The 21253-nt window shown below is 66.9% G+C and carries 18 protein-coding genes; 6 read left to right on the top strand and 12 right to left on the bottom strand.

Going from position 1 to position 21253, the window contains the following annotated elements:
* The first annotated feature begins 84 nt into the window (after positions 1 to 84).
* Positions 85 to 1593, top strand: a complete 1509-nt coding sequence (locus tag AZOLI_RS25590; RefSeq protein ID WP_014189549.1) for an acetyl-CoA hydrolase/transferase family protein — start codon at positions 85 to 87, stop codon at positions 1591 to 1593.
* A gap of 61 nt (positions 1594 to 1654) precedes the next feature.
* Here AZOLI_RS25590 and AZOLI_RS25585 read toward each other — a convergent pair whose 3' ends face one another.
* A complete protein-coding gene (locus tag AZOLI_RS25585; RefSeq protein ID WP_014189548.1) occupies positions 1655 to 1840 on the bottom strand; it encodes a hypothetical protein in 186 nt (61 codons plus the stop codon).
* Between the two features lie 557 nt (positions 1841 to 2397).
* On the opposite strand from AZOLI_RS25585, the gene AZOLI_RS25580 reads away from it, so the two are divergent.
* Together AZOLI_RS25580 and AZOLI_RS25575 are read left to right on the top strand one after the other, a co-directional pair.
* Positions 2398 to 3447 (top strand): hypothetical protein, encoded by a 1050-nt coding sequence (locus AZOLI_RS25580; RefSeq protein WP_044553167.1) that lies wholly within the window; start codon positions 2398 to 2400, stop codon positions 3445 to 3447.
* A gap of 55 nt (positions 3448 to 3502) precedes the next feature.
* Entirely contained in the window at positions 3503 to 4687 is a 1185-nt protein-coding gene (locus AZOLI_RS25575; RefSeq protein ID WP_014189545.1) for a hypothetical protein, read from the top strand.
* An 83-nt stretch (positions 4688 to 4770) separates the two neighbouring features.
* Here the strand turns inward: AZOLI_RS25575 and AZOLI_RS25570 are convergent, their stop codons facing one another.
* The 10 genes from AZOLI_RS25570 to AZOLI_RS25525 all read right to left on the bottom strand — a co-directional run bounded on the left by AZOLI_RS25570 (position 4771) and on the right by AZOLI_RS25525 (position 16123).
* The gene (locus tag AZOLI_RS25570; RefSeq protein ID WP_014189544.1) at positions 4771 to 6600 is read right to left on the bottom strand and encodes a hybrid sensor histidine kinase/response regulator; all 1830 of its coding nucleotides are present in this window, start codon (positions 6598 to 6600) and stop codon (positions 4771 to 4773) included.
* Positions 6601 to 6603: 3 nt separating this feature from the next.
* Positions 6604 to 7776, bottom strand: a complete 1173-nt coding sequence (gene nosP, locus AZOLI_RS25565) for a nitric oxide-sensing protein NosP (RefSeq protein WP_244442671.1) — start codon at positions 7774 to 7776, stop codon at positions 6604 to 6606.
* A 156-nt stretch (positions 7777 to 7932) separates the two neighbouring features.
* Positions 7933 to 8310: a DUF779 domain-containing protein gene (locus AZOLI_RS25560; RefSeq protein ID WP_014189542.1), complete on the bottom strand. Its 378-nt coding sequence runs from the start codon at positions 8308 to 8310 to the stop codon at positions 7933 to 7935.
* 92 nt (positions 8311 to 8402) lie between these two features.
* Complete coding sequence (adh, locus tag AZOLI_RS25555; protein ID WP_014189541.1) at positions 8403 to 9923, bottom strand: aldehyde dehydrogenase; 1521 nt, start codon at positions 9921 to 9923, stop codon at positions 8403 to 8405.
* Positions 9924 to 10092: 169 nt separating this feature from the next.
* A complete protein-coding gene (locus AZOLI_RS25550; RefSeq protein WP_014189540.1) occupies positions 10093 to 11082 on the bottom strand; it encodes a formate dehydrogenase subunit gamma in 990 nt (329 codons plus the stop codon).
* A 181-nt stretch (positions 11083 to 11263) separates the two neighbouring features.
* Positions 11264 to 11899, bottom strand: a complete 636-nt coding sequence (gene fdh3B, locus AZOLI_RS25545) for a formate dehydrogenase FDH3 subunit beta (RefSeq protein WP_014189539.1) — start codon at positions 11897 to 11899, stop codon at positions 11264 to 11266.
* A gap of 29 nt (positions 11900 to 11928) precedes the next feature.
* Positions 11929 to 14847: a formate dehydrogenase subunit alpha gene (locus AZOLI_RS25540; protein WP_014189538.1), complete on the bottom strand. Its 2919-nt coding sequence runs from the start codon at positions 14845 to 14847 to the stop codon at positions 11929 to 11931.
* 121 nt (positions 14848 to 14968) lie between these two features.
* Complete coding sequence (locus AZOLI_RS25535) at positions 14969 to 15178, bottom strand: twin-arginine translocation signal domain-containing protein (protein WP_014189537.1); 210 nt, start codon at positions 15176 to 15178, stop codon at positions 14969 to 14971.
* Positions 15175 to 15783, bottom strand: a complete 609-nt coding sequence (locus AZOLI_RS25530) for a TorD/DmsD family molecular chaperone (protein ID WP_014189536.1) — start codon at positions 15781 to 15783, stop codon at positions 15175 to 15177. Before AZOLI_RS25530 ends, AZOLI_RS25535 begins: the two co-directional genes overlap by 4 nt.
* Positions 15784 to 15922: 139 nt before the next feature.
* Positions 15923 to 16123, bottom strand: coding sequence for a hypothetical protein (locus tag AZOLI_RS25525; protein ID WP_014189535.1), 201 nt, complete (start codon positions 16121 to 16123; stop codon positions 15923 to 15925).
* Positions 16124 to 16255: 132 nt separating this feature from the next.
* On the opposite strand from AZOLI_RS25525, the gene nadA reads away from it, so the two are divergent.
* From nadA to nadC, 3 genes are all read left to right on the top strand, one after another.
* The gene (gene nadA, locus AZOLI_RS25520; protein WP_162488429.1) at positions 16256 to 17305 is read left to right on the top strand and encodes a quinolinate synthase NadA; all 1050 of its coding nucleotides are present in this window, start codon (positions 16256 to 16258) and stop codon (positions 17303 to 17305) included.
* 238 nt (positions 17306 to 17543) lie between these two features.
* Positions 17544 to 19175, top strand: a complete 1632-nt coding sequence (locus AZOLI_RS25515; RefSeq protein ID WP_014189533.1) for an L-aspartate oxidase — start codon at positions 17544 to 17546, stop codon at positions 19173 to 19175.
* Positions 19160 to 19993, top strand: coding sequence for a carboxylating nicotinate-nucleotide diphosphorylase (gene nadC / locus AZOLI_RS25510; protein ID WP_014189532.1), 834 nt, complete (start codon positions 19160 to 19162; stop codon positions 19991 to 19993). Before AZOLI_RS25515 ends, nadC begins: the two co-directional genes overlap by 16 nt.
* Positions 19994 to 20146: 153 nt before the next feature.
* Here the strand turns inward: nadC and AZOLI_RS25505 are convergent, their stop codons facing one another.
* Positions 20147 to 20701 carry a carbonic anhydrase gene (locus AZOLI_RS25505; RefSeq protein WP_014189531.1) on the bottom strand — a complete coding sequence of 185 codons (555 nt, stop codon included), beginning with the start codon at positions 20699 to 20701 and terminating at the stop codon, positions 20147 to 20149.
* Positions 20702 to 21253 lie beyond the last annotated feature (552 nt).

The raw sequence follows: 21253 nt of genomic DNA, 5'->3' as shown, positions 1-21253 counted from the left end.
TGAGTATTTTCAAACAAGAAATATGACCGCATGGGAACGGATCGTTCTCCATTCGCCAAAAAGCACTCATAAAAGGAACGCCCGATGTACCGAGATCGCATTCGCCTGAAGTCGCTGTGGGGCAAGGTCGTGCCGGCGGAAGAGGCCGCCTTCCTGATCAAGGACGGCATGACCGTGGGCATGAGCGGCTTCACCCGCGCCGGCGACGCCAAGGCCGTGCCGCTGGCGCTGGCCGAACGCGCCGCGTCCGAGAATCTCAAGATCACGCTGATGACCGGCGCCTCGCTGGGCAACGACGTGGACCGCATCCTGACCGAGGCGGGGGTTCTGGCCCGCCGCCTGCCCTTCCAGGCCGACCCGGTGCTGCGCAAGGCGATCAACCGCGGCGAGGTGATGTTCGTCGATCAGCACCTGTCGGAAACGGTGGAGCTGCTGCGCTCGCGCCAGATGGGGCCGGTCGACATCGCGGTGATCGAGGCCTGCGCCATCACCGAGAACGGCGGGATCGTGCCGACCACCTCCATCGGCAATTCGGCGACCTTCGCCATCCTGGCCGAGAAGATCATCGTCGAGCTGAACCTGACCCAGCCGCTGGATCTGGAGGGGATGCACGACGTCTATATCCCGACCCGCCGCCCCTTCCGCGAACCGATCCCGGTGGTGACGGCGGAAAGCCGCGCCGGCCTGCCCTATATCCCGATCGACCCGTCGCGGATCGCGGCCATCGTGGTGACGCGCAAGCAGGACAGCTCCGCCAGCATCCTGCCGCCGGACGACGAGACCAACGCCATCGCCGGCCACCTGATCGAGTTCCTGGGCCGGGAGGTGAAGCAGGGCCGGATGAGCCGCTCGCTGGCGCCGCTGCAGGCCGGCATCGGCACCATCGCCAACGCCGTGCTGCACGGGTTGATCGACGGGCCGTTCCACGACCTGACCATGTACAGCGAGGTGCTGCAGGACAGCACCTTCGAGCTGTTCGACGCCGGCAAGCTGACCTTCGCCTCCGGCTCCTCGATCACGCTCAGCGCCGGGAAATATGCCGAGGTGCTGCCGAAGATCGGCTCCTACAAGGGCCGGCTGCTGCTGCGTCCGCAAGAGATCTCCAACCATCCGGAGGTGATCCGCCGCCTGGGCGTCATCGGCATCAACACCGCGCTGGAGTGCGACATCTACGGCAACGTCAACTCCACCCATGTCAACGGCACGCAGATGATGAACGGCATCGGCGGTTCCGGCGACTTCGCCCGCAACAGCCATCTCGCCATCTTCGTCACCAAGTCGCTGGCCAAGGGCGGCGCCATCTCCAGCGTCGTGCCGATGGTCAGCCATGTCGACCACAACGAGCATGACGTCGACGTCCTGGTGACGGAGGTCGGTCTGGCCGACCTGCGCGGGCTGGCGCCGCGCGAACGGGCGGAGACCATCATCCGCAACTGTGTCCATCCCAGCTATCGCGAACTGGCGGCCGACTATCACCGCCGGGCCTTGCAGCGCGGCGGCCACACCCCGCATTTGCTGGAGGAGGCCTTCGCCTGGCACACCCGCTTCCAGCAGACCGGCAGCATGATGCCGAAGCCGCTGGCGGCCGAATAAGGGTCCTCAAAAACGGGCGGGCCGCGGAATTCCGCGGCCCGTCCCCGTTACCCATATGCTGTCAGACGTGTTGCCCGCCATTGCGCTCCAAGTACAGGAGCAGAGCGGGATAGTAGTGCTTGCGCTCTGACGAAATCTTCTCGCAGAAACGGCGCGCAGCTCCGCTCTTGAGCCATTCCTCAAGCTGGCCGTTTTCCCGCTTTTCCGCGATGATGGTATCGATCGCGTCCAGAATCTTGTGAATCACCTCAGGCCTCTTCTTATGAAGATCGGAGCGGCGTCTTCGTCGCTCACGCAATCTTATATGCGCCCGACCGCCGGTGAATGGCCCTGCATTCTGGGAATGGCTGCGTGTTGCAATGCACAAAACGTGGGAAGTCGGGAGCCGCGGCGAATCCGGCCAGCAAGCCGCTCCAGCCATTTTCCGACTCATAGGCGGTGCGGGCGGCGAAGACACTTGAAACGTTAGCCATGGCTAACCGTTAGCGTACACTTACAAAGAGCCAAGCGCGGGAGTCGGTGCCGTCAAAAAGCTGTTACCGGTAAATCATATGCCCACAATCGCTTTCCTCATATCCGGCCCCATTGCCCCAACGTCTCCAACCGGTAAAACAATACGGAATCGGACGCCCAGGGCGCACAACTCAAGGTCAGGGAGATAAATCCAAAAATTGCTTCATTCATTGGTATGATTATTTAAAGAGGCGATTTTCGTTTGATTTCGATCCAAATGGTTGGTTGTTTCCGACAATTTTCTCTCCAAAGATGATCCCGCATTCTTCATTTCTCGGAAAGGAAATTTCAATGTCGAGCACGCCCGCGATCAGTGCCATCCGAATTCCCCTGGTGGGTGAGGATGAGGGTGCTTTCCACGTTGCCATCCAGATCCCGGGATCGAATGGCGTTTCCGCCAGAAATGCGGTGGTTCAGCTTGATACGGGATCGACCGGCCTGGTCCTTCCCGCCTCGTTCTTTTACCAGGACGGCGTTTATACCTATGACGCGGCCCAGAATAAGATCACGTCCGGCACCTTGATGCCGGGTGTCGAAATTCATGGGCCGACCACCGTCGTCTATCAGCCGTCGCAAGACGATATTCATGGGTTCATTTTCACCATTCCGGCGCTGAGCATCGGCGTTCAGGACGGGAAGGCCGCGGCGGCCACCACCCAGATCACCGCGATCGGTGCGGTCGACAAGACGCCGCACATGTGCGGAATCGGCTTCGGCCGCCCCGTACTGGCCAGCAATCCGTTCCTGTCGCTCATCGGAATGTCCACCGGGGAGATGTATCCCTCGTTCCTGCTGACCACCAAGGGCATCTGGCTCGGCCTGACGCCTGAACTGGCGGCCAAGCAGCTCGGCAGCAGTGTCTTCGGCTTCCAGAAGCTCACCTACGAAGGCACCGAGACGCCCGCGCCGCACAACTCCAGCCAGTGGACAACGCCGAAGGGCTATTTCCGGGTGAGCAACATCAACCCGACGGACACAACCAGCTACGACATCCTGATGGACACCGGGGTCGATCTGGCAATGGTGAAGTCCCCGCTCGGCAATCTGGACAGCGAAATCAAGGCGGGTTCGATGATCGCCATCGAGGTTCCGGTCGAACCGTCGACCGTCAAGGTGTGCTACAGCTTCGGCATCACCGGTTCCGAATCCGTGCAGCTCGGCCAGGGTGCCGAAAGCTTCGTTTTCACGACCGACGCGGAACCGGGCGTGATCCCGCCCAAATATCTGGTGCCTCGCGGTGCGGGCAATTTCGTCAACACCGGCTTCCATCTGCTGAACAGCTATCAGCTCTATTTCGACGCGCAGGTCGGTCAGGTCGGCTACGCCGCCTATCCCGCCTGACACGCGCTTCCCTTTCCAATTTCCCCCTTCCTATCGCTCAAGCGTGGAATCGAACATGGCCCCGACCATTCCTCCCCCGGCTCCGCCCAGCACTCCGCTGCCGTCGCGGCTCAACCTGACCACCGAGCAGATCCTGAGCGCTGGCGCCACCATCGTTCCGCTGTTCATCGTTCCCTTCGACCCGACCAATCCCTCGGCCCGCAAGGTCGGTATTCCGGTGATCGTCACGCCGGACGAGCCGACGCACGGGTCACAGCTACCCGATCCGGTTCTGTTCGAATTCGATACCGGCGGCAAGGCGTTCTGGGCCGACCGCGAGAAGCTGCCGTCACTGACCGGCTGCACCGATCATGGCGAGGTTTTCACCCAATACACCAGCGGCATCACCTATTTCGGCAAGGCCAGGGACGTCTATGTATCCCTCCTCGCCGAAACCGGTCCCGGTCCGGTCACCACCAAGGCCACCATCGCGGCGGTGGATACCATCCTGCGACCGAAGGACCAGCAGGAAAGCGTTTCGGCCTTTCCCATTTTCAACTACTTCTCCGGCGATTTCGGCGCATCCCTGCAGAACACCGCGTCCACGCCCCAGTTGCCGCTGAAGCACCAACTTCCCTCGCCCTATGCGCCGCCCTCCACCATGCCGGAAATGCTGGGCGTGCTCTCCCAGCTTCCCTACAACAACGGAGCCGGCTTCATCGTCGACCTCGTGAACACCGTTCCCTATGTCGGCGACGAACTGCCTCAGGGAACGCTGGTCGGTCGGCTCATCCTGGGCGGCATCGACACGCTCGCGACCAGCTTCCCGCTGCCCTACACCATGCCGTCGGCGGGAACCTACACCCAGCTTTTTGGGAGCAAGACCACGATCAACGCCTATGCGGAAGGGGTCGCGACCGGAACGGCCTATGTGCAGACCACCGGCAGCCCCTACAACAGTGCCACGGACATCAGCTATGTGATGGACACCGGCGCCACGGAGACCACCTTCTATCCGGGGACCAATCTCGGCACCAACATGCAGCCCGCGCCTGGCGATACCATCGTGCTGAATCTGACCGATGGTCAGACGGTGATGAATTTCACCGCCGGAAGCGAACAATGCGACGACCTTACCGCCTGGGGCAACGGCGACCGGGGCAATGGCTGCGTCAACACCGGACTCGGCATGTTCCTGCAATTTCCGGTGCTGTATGATCTCACCAACGGAAAGCTCTGCCTGCCTGCCCAGTCCAGCTGACAGCGGCAAGGCCGGATAGAACCCGTTGCAACCCGCCGGCGGCGCGCGTTCCGACGAGGAACGCCTGTGGCCGGCGGTCTTTCTTATCCCACCAGCCCCGACATCACCGCGCGCAGCTGCGCCGGCTTCACCGGCTTGTTCAGCACCAGACAGCCGGCCGCCTTTGCCTCGTCCGCCAGTTCCGGCGTGCGGTTGGCGGTGACGATCACGGCGGGCAGGATGCGGCCGCAGGCGGCGCGCAGCCGCGCCACCTCGTTGACGCCCAGCGCCCCGTCGTCGAGGTGATAGTCGGCGATCAGCAAATCCGGCGGCTGCGGCATGCCGGACAGCAGGGCCAGCGCCTCGTCGCCGTTGGTGGCCGACACCACGTCGCAGGCCCAGCCGCGCAGCAGTGCCTCCATCCCCGCCACCACCGCCGGCTCGTTGTCCAGCACCAGAACGGAGGTCCCGGCCAGCCGGTTGGTCATCGGCCGCGCGGCGATGCTGGCCGGGCGCACGGCGCGGCGCTCGGTGCCGCGCGGCACGGTGACGGCGAAGACCGAACCGCGGCCCGGCTCCGACCGCACAGTGATGGGGTGGTCCAGCATGCGGGCGACGCGGTCGACGATGGCGAGGCCAAGCCCCATGCCGCGGTCGCGCCCCTTGGTGACGGGGGTGTCGAGCCGGCGGAATTCCTGGAAGATCTCGGTGATCTTGTCGCGCGGAATGCCGGGGCCGTTGTCCCACACCTCGATGCGGATGCCGTCGCCGGCGCGGCGGCAGCCGACCACCACCCGGCCGCCCTGGACATAGCGGAGCGCGTTGGACAGGAAATTCTGCACGATCCGGCGCAAGAGCCGCATGTCGCTGCGCACCACCGCCCCCGATCCGACGACCTTCAGGTCGATGCCGCGCTCCGCCGCCACCGCGGCATATTCGGTGGCGAGCGGCGCCAGGATGCCGCGCAGCGGGAAGTCGGTCAGCTCCGGCGTCACCGCCCCGGCGTCGAGCTTGGAGATGTCCAGCAGCGCCGACAGCAGATCCTCCACCGACGCCAAAGCCACGTCGATGTTCTCCACCAGCTCGACATTGGCGTCCGGCTGTTCCAGGTCGGCGAGCGCCGAGACGAACAGACGGGCGGCGTTCAGCGGCTGCAGCAGGTCGTGGCTGGCGGCGGCGATGAAGCGGGTCTTCGACAAATTGGCCTGATCGGCCTGGGATTTCGCCTGCTGGAGCTGGTCGTTCAGCATCATCAGGGCGGATTTCTCCGCCTGTTCGGATTCGCGCCGCCGCTCCTCCTCATGCTTGATGACGGTGATGTCGGTGTAGACGCCGACGATGCCGCCATCGCGGGTGCGCCGCTCGTTCACCTGGATCCAGCGGCCGTCCGACAGCCGATTGAGGAAGACGCCCTTCAGGTCGTGGCGGTGCTCCATCCGCTCGCGCAGCCAGACGTCCGGCGGCGGCTCGCTGACCGCGCCGGCGGCGGCGACCATGGCGACCAGATCGTTGAAGCGGATGCCGGCCTGGATGCGGCCGGCCACCGACGGCCAATAGGACAGGTATTTGCGGTTGCACAGCACCAGCCGGTCGGCGGAGTCGAACAGGGCGAACCCCTCGTTCACCGACTCGATGGCTTCGAACAGGCGGGTCCGCATGGTGTCCGCCAGCTCCTTGGCGCGGGCGAGGTCGCGGTTGCTGTCCTCCAGCTTGTGCAGGGCGCGTTCCAGCTCCAGCGTGCGTTCGCGGATCTTCTGCTCCAGCACGATGGCGGTCTGGAACAGCGAAAAGGCGCCGCCCTGGAAATCCATCGACCGCTCGACACGGTCCATCAGCACCTTGTTGATGCGCTGGAGCTTGGCATTCTCCCGCTCCAGCTCGGCGATGCGGTCGGCGGGGTCGAGTGTCCAGTTGTGGGTTCGGATGCCGACCATGGATTAGCGCCCTCCGATGGCGACGCCCGTGAAGGTCTGGTTGACGTGCATGCCGTTGACCTGCTCGCCATAGGCGCAGAAGCCGACGACGCGGTGGCGGGCCAGCCGGTCCGACATCACCGCGTTCAGCTGCCGCTGCTCCATCTCCAGCCGGCGCAGGATGCAGTCGCAGCCGAGGATCAGGTCGGGGGCGCCGACCTCCGCCTCGATGCCCTCGATCAGCCCGTCGAAATTGGCGACCGGATCGACCCCCTCCGCCACGGTCAGGACGATGCCCTCGTCGATGGCGCAGAAGAAGGTCAGGCTCTCGTCGTCGTTCACCTTCTGGATGGAGCGGACATGATACTGGCCGCCGACCCGCACCACCACCGGGTGGGAGGCGAAGATCATCGGCGTCAGCGGCTCCCCCTCCAGCCCGACCAGCCGGGCATATTCGCGGCCCGCCGGCTCGGCATTGATCTCATGGACGATGCGGTGCTGCGGATCGGCGCCGGTGACCACCATCTTGCGGTCGGAGCTGACGAAATGCTGGGTGCGGAAGACGGTGAAGGGCCGCGTCGTGGTGAACAGCGCCACCACCGCCGCATTGGGGTGGAACGCGCCCTCATGCAGGACGAAGGTACGCTCGAAATGCAGGTCGTCGCCGGCCGAGGCTCCGAACAGCGGGATGTCGATCAGCGCATTGTGCAGCGCGCTGACCACCGTCTCCTCGCTCATCGACAGCCCGTCGATCAGCAGCATGGCGAAGCTGCGGGCGTCCTCGCCCAGCGGCACCGGCCGCGAGGCCAGCGCCCGGTCGCGCCGCGACAGCAGGGAGCGCGCGATGGCGGTGCTGTCGGCGATCTCGAAGCGGTCGACATGGTCGACCAGCGCGGTGACGACGCAGAAATCCTCGGTCGGGAAGCCGACCGCCACCAGCGCGTTGGTGGTGTAGCCGCCGGGGCCGATCTCCCCCGCCGTGGTGCAGCCGATCACCGGCACCATGCCGAACTCCGCCGCCAGCGCATCGGCCAGGGCATGGCGGTCATAGCTGGGCGCGCAGAAAACCAGCACCAGTTCCAGCGCCGCGTCGCCCAGCCCGGCGCGCAGTTCCCTTGCCGCTTCGTCGGGGCGTTCGGCATGGGTGACGGCGCGCGGCATGCCGTCGCCGGCTGCCATCCTCGCGGGTTCCTTCATGGAAGTCTCCCGTGCGGACATGGCTTCCCCCTGCACCTCCCGCTCCGTCCGCGGATGCGATCCGGCAAGGGTACTCCAGGGATGGCGGCGGGCAAGGCCAATCCGCGGGCCGGTGAAGGAGGACATGGTGGAGGATGGTTCCCCGGTGATGGTCTGTCAGAGAGTGTTTGCAGGTTGCGGATCGGAAAGGCCCGCCAATTCTTCATCCGTGAACAGGCGGGCCTTTGCTGTGAAGCGCACCCCGTCCGGCGCCTCCAGCGAGAAGCCGCCGCCGCGCGCATGGATAACGTCCAGAATGACCTGGGTGTTGCGCCACCATTGAAAGGTGTCGTCGGACATGCAGAAGGGCGCACCCGCGACGGTGCCGAGTTGAAGGTCGCGCCCGCCCAGCCGGAACTCCCCCAGCGGCAGGCAGAGCGGGGCCGACCCGTCGCAGCAGCCGCCCGACAGATGCAGCATCAGCGGTCCGTGCTTGGCCGACAGGCGGTTCAGCAGGGCGACGGCTTCGGGAGTGGCGGTCACGCGGTCGGTCATGGCGGTCCTTTATCACGAAACCACGCGGGGAAAGAAAAAAGGCCGGGGGACGCGCCCCCGGCCCAGGTTTGCCCGATAGGGAGGAGCGGGGCTCAGAAGAAGCCGAGCGCTTTCGGGCTGTAGCTGACCAGCAGGCACTTGGTCTGCTGGTAGTGGTCGAGCATCATCTTGTGCGTCTCGCGGCCGATGCCGGACTTCTTGTAACCACCGAAGGCGGCATGCGCCGGGTACAGGTGGTAGCAGTTGGTCCACACGCGGCCTGCCTGGATGGCGCGACCCATGCGGAAGTAACGGCTGCCGTCACGGGTCCAGACACCGGCGCCCAGGCCGAACTCGCTGTCGTTGGCGATGGCCAGCGCCTCTTCCTCGGTCTCGAAGGTGGTCACGGCCACGACCGGACCGAAGATTTCCTCCTGGAAGATGCGCATCTTGTTGTGGCCTTCCAGGATGGTCGGCTGGACATAGTAGCCGCCTTCCAGCTCGCCGCCCAGATGGGCGCGCTCGCCGCCCAGCAGCACCTTGGCGCCCTCGGCCTTGCCGATCTCGATGTAGGAGAGGATCTTCTCCAGCTGCTCCTGCGAGGCCTGGGCACCGATCATCGTGCCGCCGTCCAGCGGATGGCCCTGTGCGATCTTGGCGACGCGCTCGACCGCCAGCTTGATGAAACGGTCGTAGATCGACTTCTGGATCAGGACGCGGCTCGGGCAGGTGCAGACCTCGCCCTGGTTCAGCGCGAACATCGCGAAGCCTTCCAGCGCCTTGTCCAGGAAATCGTCGTCTTCGGCCATCACGTCTTCGAAGAAGATGTTCGGCGACTTGCCGCCCAGCTCGACGGTCGACGGGATGATGTTTTCCGCGGCGTATTGCAGGATCAGGCGGCCGGTCGAGGTCTCGCCGGTGAAGGCGATCTTGGCGATGCGCTTGTTGGTGGCGAGCGGCTTGCCGGCCTCGAGGCCGAAGCCGTTGACGATGTTCAGCACGCCCGGCGGCAGCAGATCGCCGATGATCTCGGCCAGCACCATGATCGCCATCGGGGTCTGCTCGGCCGGCTTCAACACGATGCAGTTGCCGGCGGCCAGCGCCGGGGCCAGCTTCCAGGCCGCCATCAGCAGCGGGAAGTTCCAGGGGATGATCTGGCCGACGACGCCCAGCGGCTCATGGAAGTGGTAGGCGTAGGTGTGGTGGTCGATCTCGCCGATCGAGCCTTCCTGGGCGCGGATGCAGCCGGCATAGTAGCGGAAATGGTCGATGGCGAGCGGAACGTCGGCGGCGCGGGTCTCGCGGATCGGCTTGCCGTTGTCCAGCGTCTCGGCCAGCGCGATGACCTCCAGCCGCTCTTCCATGCGGTCGGCGATCTTCAGCAGGATGTTCGAGCGCTCGGTCGGCGAGGTGCGGCCCCAGGCGGTCCTGGCGGCGTGGGCGGCGTCGAGCGCCAGCTCGATGTCGGCGGCCTGGGAACGGGCGACTTCGCACAGCGGCTTGCCGGTGATCGGCGTGAGATTGGTAAAGTATTGGCCGTCCACCGGAGCAACCCACTGGCCGCCGATATAGTTGTCGTAGCGGGGGCGGAGCGCGATCTGCTTCTGGAGCGTGTCGAGAGCCTGGTGGAGCATTTGGGCCGTTCCTCTCAGTGTGGCGAACCGGACAGGTCCCCGGTCCAGCGCGTTTGTCTGCGCCATTCAGCCACTCTGGGAGGTGCAGGGTAAATTGTACTATGGAAGGAGACGGTGCGGGGGTGGGATTGTTCGTTCACCACCCTATGCGAACGCCGCACCGGGCCGCTCACTCCGCCGGCTGCCGGCCCTCGACATAGCCCTTGCGCAGTTGCTCCTCGTACCAGCGGCGGTGATGCTCGATGGCCCAGGCCTCGTCGACATCGCCGCTGCCCATGGCGTCGAAGGCGCCTTCCATGCCGATGGTGCCGATATAGATGTGTCCGATCACCACCGCGATCAGCACGGCCGCCAGCAGCCCATGGATGACGTGCATGATCTGCATGCCGCCGATTCCGGTGAAGGCGAAGGGGACCATCAGCAGATAGCCGGTGACGATCATGCCGGTCCCGCCCAGCACGATTCCCCAGAACACCCCCTTCTGTCCGGCGTTGAAGCGCCCGGCTTCCGGATGGTGGCCGCCGGCCTTGGAAAACAGGCCGCCGCCGGTCTTGACCCACTGCCAGTCGGACTTTTCGGGAATGTTGTCGCGCATCCAGAGCGCCACGATCATCAGCAGCCCGACGACGAAGGGCACGCTGACGAAGTTGTGGATCGACTTGGAATATTCCGCCAGCGGCGTGAAGGCCTGATGGCCGATCAGCGGGATCAGCAGCGTCCGGCCGAAGGTGAGGATCGCGCCGGTCAGCGCCATCGCCAGGAAGCTGACCGCCGTCGTCCAATGGGCGAAGCGGTCCAGCCCGTTGAAGCGCAGGACCAGCCGCCCCGCCTTTCCGCCATGGATGCGGATGGTGCCGCGATAGAGGAAGAAGACCGTCAGCACCGCCGTCATGCCGATGGCGAGCCCGCCGATGGCAAGCCTCAGCGTGTGGCTGCGCCATTCCCGCCATTCCCGCCCTTCCGGCTGGACCAGCACCGCCAGCTTCTCGTCGGGGATGCTGACCCGGCCGATCACCTTGTCGTCCTGCGGGACGTAGAGCGGCACCTGCTCCTTGGTGGTGGGCGAGTTGGGGCCGGGCACCTGATAGAGCTGCGCTTGTGCGAAAGTCGGAGCGGCCAGCAGGGCGAACAGAAGCAGCAGGGCGTGCAGGGGGCGCATGGTGGTCTCCCGGAATTGTCTCTCATTTGGAAGAGGCGCCGGTTGCCCCCTCCCTAACCCTCCCCCTCTTCGAGGGAGAGGGGACTGCCGCCGCTCCTTTGCAGAACCTCCGCAACGCTCCTACCCCCTCTCCCGCGGAGCGGGGGAGGGATGGGGAGGGGGCAAAGCGGCGCAGTTCCTCTCACGCCCCTCCCGTCCCCGGCCCGCCGGGCGCGAAGGGGGAGCCGCGGTCGTTGCGGCCGTAGGCGGTGGACCAGCCCGGCGCACCGGAGCCATACCCTCGGCGCAGCGAGCGTTCCTGATAGATGTCGGCCAGCACGGCGCCGTCGCCGCCCATCAGCGCGCGGGTGGAGCACATCTCCGCGCACAAGGGCAGCTTGCCTTCCGCCAAGCGGTTGGAGCCGTATTTCTGGTATTCCTCGACGCTGTTGTCCGCTTCGGGACCGCCGGCGCAGAAGGTGCACTTGTCCATCTTGCCGCGGCTGCCGAAATCGGTGGTGCGCGGGAATTGCGGCGCGCCGAACGGGCAGGCGTAGAAGCAATAGCCGCAGCCGATGCACAGGTCCTTGCTGTGCAGAACCACCCCGTCGGCGGTCTGCAGGAAACAGTCGACCGGGCACACCGCGGCGCAGGGCGGGTCATTGCAGTGCATGCAGGCCATGGAGATCGACCGCTCGCCCGGCTTGCCGTCGTTCAGCGTGACCAGCCGGCGGCGGTTGATGCCCCAGGGGACCTCATGCTCGTTCTTGCAGGCGGTGACGCAGGCGTTGCATTCGATGCAGCGTTCGGCGTCGCACAGGAACTTCATCCGGGCCATATTCTACCTGCTTCCCTGTCGCGTTCCGCTCATGCCGGCTCGACCCGGCAGAGGGTGACCTTGGTTTCCTGCATGAAGGTGACGGGGTCGTAGCCGTAGGTCGTCACCCCGTTGACCGGTTCGCCCAGCACGATGGGGTCGGTGTTGGGCGGGTAGTTGCCGCGCAGGGACTCGCCCTGCCAGAAGCCGGAGAAGTGGAAGGGCATGAACACCGTGCCGCCGCCGACGCGGTCGGTCACCAGCGCCTTCACCTTGGCCTTGCCGCCATCCTCCGGCCCATGGACCCAGACCCAGGCGCCGTCCTTGATTCCCAACCGTTGGGCATCCCCGGTGTTGATCTCCACGAACATGTCCTGCTGCAATTCGGCCAGCCAAACGTTGGAGCGCGTCTCCTCGCCGCCGCCCTCGTATTCGACCAGCCGGCCGGAGGTCAGCACCATGGGGAAGCGCTGGCGCAGGTCGCTGTCGGCCACCTTGAACTGCAGCGAGCGGGCAAGCTGGACCAGACGGAAGTCGCGCCGGTCCTCGATGGCCGGATAGGCCTTCACCAGCTCCGGCCGCGGGGAATAGATCGGCTCGCGGTGGATCGGCACCGGGTCGGGCAGGTTCCAGGCGACGGCGCGCGCCTTGGCGTTGCCGTGCGGCACGCAGCCATGCTTCAGCGCCACGCGGATGATGCCCATCGACAGGTCGGTCTGCCAGCTGACATTGTCGATCTCGGCGCTGCCCTCCCCCCCGCCGATGGCCTGGATGACCCGCATCTCCTCGGGCGTCAGGTCCTTGTCCCAGCCCAGCTTCCTCAGCACCGCCATGGTGAATTCGGGATAGCCGTCCTCGATTTCCGACCCCTTGGAATAGGAGCCGTCGGCCAGCAGCGAGACGCCGTTGCGCTCCACCCCGAAGCGGGCGCGGAAGACGCCGCCGCCGTCCATGACGTGCTTGGAGGTGTCGTAGAGCACCGCCGATCCCGGATGCCGGATTTCCGGATGGCCCCAGCTGGGCCAGGGCAGGCCGTAATAGTCGCCGGCGCAGGGGCCGGAGGAGGCGCGCATGGTGATCTTGTCGAAATCGGCCTGATGCTTCATGTGCATCTTCAGCCGCTCCGGCGACTGGCCGGTGGCGCCGATGGACAGGCAGCCGCGGTTCATCTCGCGCAGGATGTCCTCCGGCACCGGGCGGGTGTTCTCCACCGTGATGTGCTTGAACATCTCGTCGGCGAAGCCCAGCTTGCGGGCCAGCAGATACATGATGGTGTAGTCGTCCTTCGATTCGAAGATCGGCTCCACCACCTTTTCCCCCCACTGCATCGAGCGGTTGGAGCAGGTGCGCGACCCGTCGGTCTCGAACTGGGTGCAGGCCGGCAGGATGTAGGTGCCGTTGCGCCGCTCCTTGATCGCCGCGAAGGTCGTCGGATGCGGGTCGGCGACGACCAGCAGGCTCAGCTTCTCCAGCCCCTTCACCATCTCCGGCATGCGGGTGACGGTGTTGCCGCCATGGCCGAAGCACATCATGGCGCGCAAGGGGCTGGGCTGGTCGATGTCGCCCGGCTTGGCCAGCACCGCATCGAACCAGCGGGTGGTCGGGATGCCCTTGGCCTCCATCAGGTCCTTGGAGCCGAAACGGCCCCTCAGATCGTCGTACCCGACATCCCAGACGCGGGCGAAATGCTTCCAGGCCCCTTCGGCCAGCCCGTAATAGGCGGGCAAGGTGCTGACATCGAGGCCGAAGTCGGTGGCGCCCTGCACGTTGCAATGGCCGCGGTAGATGTTGGCGCCGCCACCGGCCACGCCGATGTTGCCAAGCGCCAGCTGCAGGATCGACAGCGCGCGGACGTTGGCGGTGCCCACCGTGTGCTGGGTGACGCCCATGCACCAGATCACGGTGCTGGGCTTGTTCTTCGCCAGCACCTCCGCCACCCGGCGCAGCTGGGAACCGGGAACGCCGGTGACCCGCTCCACCTCCTCGGGCGTCCATTTCTTCACCTCGGCGCGGATCTCGTCCATGCCGTAGACGCGCTGGCGGATATACTCCTTGTCCTCCCAGCCATTTTCGAAGATGTGCCACAGCAGGCCCCAGGCGATGGGAATGTCGGTGCCGGGGCGGATGCGGACATAGTCGGTGGCGTGCGCCGCGGTGCGGGTGAAGCGCGGGTCGATGACGATGAAGGGGGCGCGGTTGTGCTCCTTGCCGCGCAGCATGTGCTGCATCGACACCGGATGCGCCTCGGCCGGGTTGCCGCCGACGATCAGCAGCGCCTTGGAGTTCTGGATGTCGTTGTAGCTGTTGGTCATGGCGCCGTAGCCCCACGTGTTCGCCACGCCGGCGACCGTGGTGGAGTGGCAGATGCGCGCCTGATGGTCGACGTTGTTGGTCCCCCAGAAGGCCGCCAGCTTTCGGTACAGATAGGCGCCCTCGTTGGAGAACTTCGCCGAGCCGAGCCAGAACACCGCGTCCGGTCCCGACGCCTGCCGGATCTCCAGCAACTGGTTGCCGATCTCCTCGATCGCCTGGTCCCAGCTGATGCGCTGCCAAGCGCCGTCGACCAGCTTCAGCGGGTATTTGACGCGGCGGGTGCCCTTGGTCAGCTCGCGCACCGACGCACCTTTGGCGCAGTGGGTGCCCTGGTTGATCGGGCTTTCCCAACCCGGCTCCTGCCCGACCCAGACGCCGTTCTGCACCTCCGCGATCACGGTGCAGCCGACCGAGCAATGGGTGCAGACATTCTTGCGCGTCACCACCTCGATGTTCGGCAGGATGGGACCCGCCTCGGCCTTGCGGATCATGGCGCCCGGCAGCGCGCCGACGGCGGCGATGCCGCCCGCGGCAAGGCCGGACCGGCGCAGGAAGCCGCGGCGGCTGACGCCGTACTCCAGACTGTCGGCCAGCGCGCCGACCAGACCGGAGCGCTTGCCGCGCGACGCTTTCGCTGAGGACCGTTTGACCAGCATGGACACCCTCCGGACCGCTCCGGACCCCATCGGATGCTTCAATGAGCATCCGATGGGGTCCGGTCTTTTGATTTTGCGTGCGATTCACGCGTCGGACGATTCCGTCCGACGCGACCGCACTTCAGAGGCGGTTCAGCGCGTAGAAGCGCTTGACGTGTTCGGTTTCGCGGTAGCGGGCCTTCACCTGCTCCTGCGGCGATTCCATGGCTTGCGCCTCCTCGCCGCCGGGAAGCACGGTGGCCGCGGCGGCGCCGGCAGCCCCCAGCCCCAGCGTCTTCAGGATGTCGCGGCGCTGCAGGGGATTGCGCGCGGGTTCTGGCGGCGTCTTCATGCGTCGGCTCCCTCCAGCAGGTCGGTTTGTCTATCGAGGGCTTCCCGCTCGATCTCCAGGAACAGGCGGCCGACGGTGCCGAGCGGGCGGTAGAGGCCGGCAGCCTCCGCCACCTCCAAATCCTGGAAGAAGCGCCCGGCCCAGGGCGTCAGGTGGCTGTCCAGCATGTGCCGCTGCACAGCATGGGCGGCCCCTTCGCGGATCAGCACCGCCATCACATCGCAGAGCGCGGCGATGTGGTCCTCCGGCTCCGACACGTCGGGCGCTCGCTCCAGCCCCAGCGCCTGCAGGTCGGCGCGCAGGGCCGACAGCGGCCGGTCGGTCAGGAAGCCGGTGCGGTAGTAGGAGGCATAGGGGACCAGCTCGCCCTGGACGACGCCGATGAACAGCGCGTTGAACTCCCGCTCCGCCTCCTGCGGGCTGGTGCTGCGGGCGCGCGACGCGAGGTCGTCGAAGGCGCGGCCGATCGCCGTGGCATCGCCCGCCAGGCCGCCGAGCAGCCCCAGAAGGTCGGCGGAGGGCGGGGCCGCCAGCGTCAGCGCCAGCAGCCGGTAGACGTCGGCGCGCAAGGCATCCGCGCCGCTTTCCGCATCATGAACCGTCATCGCACTCCCGCAAGCCGCTCCCGATACGTCCCGAAGGCCATGTTCGGCCTGAACTGGGTTAACGGTCCGCAGGGGCAAAGGTTGCCTCACCCGGTCGGGGATATCCCGCCGGGGTCATCCTTTTCCCCCATCCGCGGACTCACTCCTGCGGGGGGGCCTGCGGGCGGGCCTGCGGAGGGCCGGAGAAGTTGCGGTGCTCGACGGACGCATCCTCCCCCACCCGCGCGCCGGCAGAGGCGAAGGTCTCGTCGGCGGTTCGGGCGAACAGGGCCGGCAGGACCGCCCAGGCGCCGGCGGCCAGGACCACGATGGCGCAGAGCGCGGCAAGGAAGGCTTTCATCGGCGATTCTCCAGACAGCACCCGAACGGGCGAGCCCGCGGTCCGGACGTCACCCAACCCGGCCACAACACCGCCGGACCCTGAATGTTTCCACGTCCTCTTTTCCGCTTGATATGCTCCAACGGAGCAAATATGGTTTTGCTCAGAAAGAGCATACAGCGGAGCAGTCCGATGCCCGAGGTCGCCGAACTCGCCTACACCCCCGCCGTCGCCGCGGCGACCGCGCCGATCTATGACCGGATGAAGCGTGTCGTGCCGGCCATCGAGTGGCCCTTCCACGCGCCGCTTGTCCACGCCATCAACGAGCTGAAGCGGGAGCACAACGCCGTCATCCTGGCGCACAACTACCAGACGCCGGAGATCTTTCACGGCGTGGCCGACATCGTCGGCGACAGCCTGGCGCTGGCCGCCAAGGCGACCCAGACCGACGCCGACGTCATCGTTCTGGCCGGCGTGCATTTCATGGCGGAGACGGCGAAGCTGCTGAACCCGGCCAAGACGGTGCTGATCCCCAGCCGCAACGCCGGCTGCTCGCTGGCCGACAGCATCACCGCCGCCGATGTCCAGCTCCTGCGCGAGGCGCATCCCGGCGTGCCGGTGGTCGCCTATGTCAACACCTCGGCCGAGGTGAAGGCGGAGGTCGACATCTGCTGCACCTCGGGCAATGCGGTGGAGGTGGTGGAATCGCTGGGCGTCGACCGGGTGATCTTCCTGCCGGACGAGTATCTGGCGAAATATGTCGCGACCCAGACCAAGGTCGAGATCATCGCCTGGAAGGGCCATTGCGAGGTGCATGAGCGCTTCACCGGCGCGGAGATCGAGGATTTCCGCCGCCGTTTCGACCGGCTGACCGTGATCGCCCATCCCGAATGCCCGCCGGACGTGCTGGAGGCTGCCGATTTCGTCGGCTCCACCGCCCGCATGATCGACTTCGTCGGCTCGGAGAAGCCGCCGCGGGTGCTGATGGTCACCGAATGCTCGATGAGCGACAACGTCGCCGCCGCCTCGCCGGAGACGGAGTTCGTGCGCCCCTGCAACCTCTGCCCGCACATGAAGACGGTGACGCTGTCGAGCATCCTGGAGTCGCTGCAGACCCTGGAACCGCGGGTCGAAATCCCCGACGCGCTCGCCGCCCGCGCCCGCCGCTCCGTGGAGCGCATGCTGGCGGTGAAGCCGAAGTGAGCATCTAGAAACGCCCTCTCCCGTCCCGGGAGAGGGAGGGGACCCACGCCAATGGCGTGGGGAGGGGGAGGGGCGATCTGGACATGGATCCCCTTATCCTTGGATCACCCCTCACCCTTCCCGCTTCGCGGGCCCCTTCCCTCTCCCGGGGCTCTCAGCGGATCTTCGATCCGCCTGACGCCGTCAGCACAAACGAAGTTTGTGCGAGAGGCGGGAGAGGGAGACCGAGGAGTCCCCCATGATCTCCAGCACGCCTTACGATGTCCGCGATGCCGAGGTGATCGTCGTCGGCTCCGGCCTTGCCGGGATGACCGCGGCGCTGCAGCTGGCACCCCGCGCGGTCACGCTCATCACCAAGACCGCCGGCCTTCCCGGCGGCTCCAGCCTCTATGCCCAGGGCGGCGTTGCCGCCGCCGTCGGCCCCGGCGACCGGCCGGAGGACCATGCCGCCGACACCGTCGCCGCCGGCGCCGGTCTGGTCGATGCCGCGATGGCGGCCCTGCTGACCCGAGACGGCGCTGCCCTGATCCGCCGCCTGCTGGCCGATGGCCTGCCCTTCGACCGCGCGCCGGACGGCTCGCCGCTGCTCGGCCGCGAGGCCGCCCATGGCGCCGCCCGCATCGTCCATGCCGGGGGCGACGCCACCGGACGGACGCTGGTCACCGCGATGGCCGAGCGCCTGCGCGCCACCCCGTCGGTGCGGGTGGAGACGGATGCCTTCGCCGTCGATCTCGTGCTGCGCAACGGCCGGGTCTGCGGCCTGCTGGCCTGTCATCCGCAGGGCTGGGTACTGCACCGCGCGCCCCGCGTGATCCTGGCGACCGGCGGCATCGGCGCCGCCTTCGCCCGCACCACCAACCCGGCGGAGGCCACCGGTGACGGGCTGGCCATCGCCGCGCGGGCCGGCGCCCGGCTGGCCGACCTGGAATTCGTGCAGTTCCATCCCACGGCGCTCGCCGTCGATGCCGACCCGGTGCCGCTGCTGACCGAGGCGTTGCGCGGTGCCGGCGCCCTGCTGCTCGACCGGGATGGCCGCCGCTTCATGCCGGACGAACATCCGCTGGCGGAGCTGGCGCCGCGCGACGTGGTCGCCCGCGCCATCGGCCGCCGCGTCGCGGCGGGGGAGCCGGTGTTCCTCGACCTGCGGCCGGCGCTGGCCGCCAAGCCCGACGGCTTCCCCACCGTGCTGGCGCTCTGCGCCGAGCATGGCCTAGACCCGTTCGCGGAGCCGATGCCGGTGGCGCCCGCCGCCCACTATCACATGGGCGGGGTGGTCACCGACGCCGATGGGCGCACCAGCCTGGAAGGGCTGTGGGCCTGCGGCGAGGTTGCCTGCACCGGCGTCCACGGCGCCAACCGGCTGGCCAGCAATTCCCTGCTGGAGGCGCTGGTCTTCGGCGCCCGCGTCGCCCGCGACGTAGCCGAACGCCCCCTGGCTCCGCTGCCGCCCTTCGCCCTGCCCCGTCCGCCGGCGGTCGCCGCCGATGTCGGCCACGCCCTGCTCGACGCCATAGGGGCGGAGGCGCGGACAGCGCTCTATGACGGCGCCGGGCTGGTGCGCGACGAGCTGGGTCTGCTCGCCGCCCGGCGCAAGCTCGACCGGCTGGCGGCGGCACTGGACACTCTGCGCTGCGAGGACGGCGAAGCTCCTCCGGCCGTCGTCCGCCAGTGGGGCGAGGCGCGCAACCGGCTGCTGGTCGGCCGGCTGGTCGTCCATGCCGCGCTGGCACGGGAGGAGAGCCGCGGCGCCCATTGCCGCAGCGACCATCCGCTGCCGAATCCCGCCTTTACCCGCCGCACCCTGACCCTCAGCGATCTGGCCGGCACCGCCGGCCCCCTGCCCGGAGACGCCGCATGCTGCATCCTCTGACCGTCGAGCCCATCGTCCGCGCCGCCCTGGCGGAGGATCTGGGCCGGGCCGGCGACATCACCACCGACAGCATCATCCCGGCCGACGCGGTGGCGACCGCCCGCATCGCCGCCCGCAAGGACGGCCGCGTCGCCGGGCTGGAGGCGGCGCTGATCGCCTTCCGCCTGCTCGACCCCGCCGTCTCTGTGACCGTCGAGCGCGCCGACGGCGACGACGTTCCTCCCGGCGGCACCATCGCCAGCCTGACCGGCAAGGCCCGCGCCCTGCTGACGGCGGAGCGCACGGCGCTGAACCTGATGGGCCGGCTGTCCGGCATCGCCACCGCCACCCGCGCGCTGGTGCGCGAGGTGGAAGGGACCAACGCCCGCATCGTCTGTACCCGCAAGACCACGCCCGGCCTGCGCGTTCTGGAAAAGCATGCGGTGAAGCTGGGCGGCGGCTTCAACCACCGCTTCGGGCTGGATGACGCGGTTCTGATCAAGGACAACCACATCGCGGTCGCCGGCGGCGTGCGTCCGGCGGTGGAGCGCGTCCGCGCCGCCATCGGCCACATGGTGAAGGTGGAGGTGGAGGTCGACACGCTCGACCAACTTGACGAGCTGCTGGGCCTGCCGGTCGATGTCGTGCTTCTCGACAACATGGACCCGGACACGCTGCGCCGCGCCGTGCGGATGGTGGACGGCCGGCTGCTGACCGAGGCGTCGGGCAACGTCACGCTCGCCACCGTCCGCGCCATCGCGGAGACCGGCGTCGACATGATCAGCTGCGGCTGGCTGACCCACAGCGCCCCGAACCTGGATTTGGGGCTGGATATGTGAGCAGCGCGTCTATCGCCCAATAAAGCCCTTCTCCCCTTGTGGGAGAAGGGTTGGGATGAGGGGTGCGGCCGGCCGAAGGCCGGAAGGAAGCTCGAATTTGCAACCCCTCACCCCGACCCTCTCCCGCAAGGGGAGAGGGGGAATTCAAAATCCTTACGCCGCCAGCTTCTCGACCGTGCCGTCCAGGTTCATCAGCAGCAGCTCGACCTCGAGGTCGGGGTGGCGTTCCTTGACCATCGCCTTCAGCTTGGTCAGGTACTGGCCGTGAACCGCAGTCTCCTTGGCGGGGTCGGACGCCACGTCCATGCCGAGGAAGACCTTGTAGGCGCCGCAGTCGCGGTGATCCATGACGATCACGCGCTTGATGTGGTGCAGCTCCTTGGCGACCGCGACATGGTCCCAGAAGGCCTCGCCCCAGGCGGGCTTCTTGTCGGTCAGGGCGCCCAGGCTGGCGCCGGCCAGGATGACGTGGTCGTAATTCGCCTGCATGTTGCGGGCGTTCATATAGCTGGCGACATGGCCCATCAGGCGATAGTCCATGCAGGACAGCAGAAGGGTGTCGACGCTGCCGGCCTGGGCCGGGCGGCTCATCATCATCGGCGCCATCAGCGTCACGCCGGCACCCAGCGTCGCCAGCTTCAGGAACCCGCGGCGCGAGCTGTGTTCGCCCTGGCAGCAGCCATGGTGATGACCGGTCGAGTGATCCATTGTGCCCTCCCACACGCCCCGAACCCAATATCGGGGGATTCGTGCGCGATGGTGGCAGGCAAATGGTAAAAATTTCAATATGGGCGCTTCCGCCAGGCGGAAAAGCAACGATCATTCATCTCTGCGGTATGTTTCGGAAAATTCCGACCCGCAACCGTGGAATCGCAGCCCCGATGGCACAAAGGAAACGGGCCGCCCGGTGAGGGGCGGCCCGTTCCAAGGCATGGACGTTCCTGGTCGTCAGCGTCCGGCGATCACCCGCCGCGCGTGCTGCTGGGCGCCGGGGTTCCGACCGATCCGACGGTGCTGGAGGCCGGCGGCGGCGACACGCTCGCGCTATGGCTGGACGAACACTCCGCGTTGGCGATCCCCGCCGTCAGGAGTGCGGCGAGACCGAACAATGCGGCGACAACCGGACTGGCTCCATGAGACATTGGATCACCTCCTTTCTGAAACGTTGCGACCGACAATAGATTGACACAGCGGAACGCTGGGTCAATGGCCGATTCGACTGCCGGTGCATCCGTCTCCCATACGAACAGGTTCGGGGGC

The organism is Azospirillum lipoferum 4B (assembly GCF_000283655.1).
Taxonomy (GTDB): domain Bacteria; phylum Pseudomonadota; class Alphaproteobacteria; order Azospirillales; family Azospirillaceae; genus Azospirillum; species Azospirillum lipoferum_C.
Note: the sequence above shows the minus strand (reverse complement) of the source record. Positions and strands in the feature narration are given on the sequence as shown.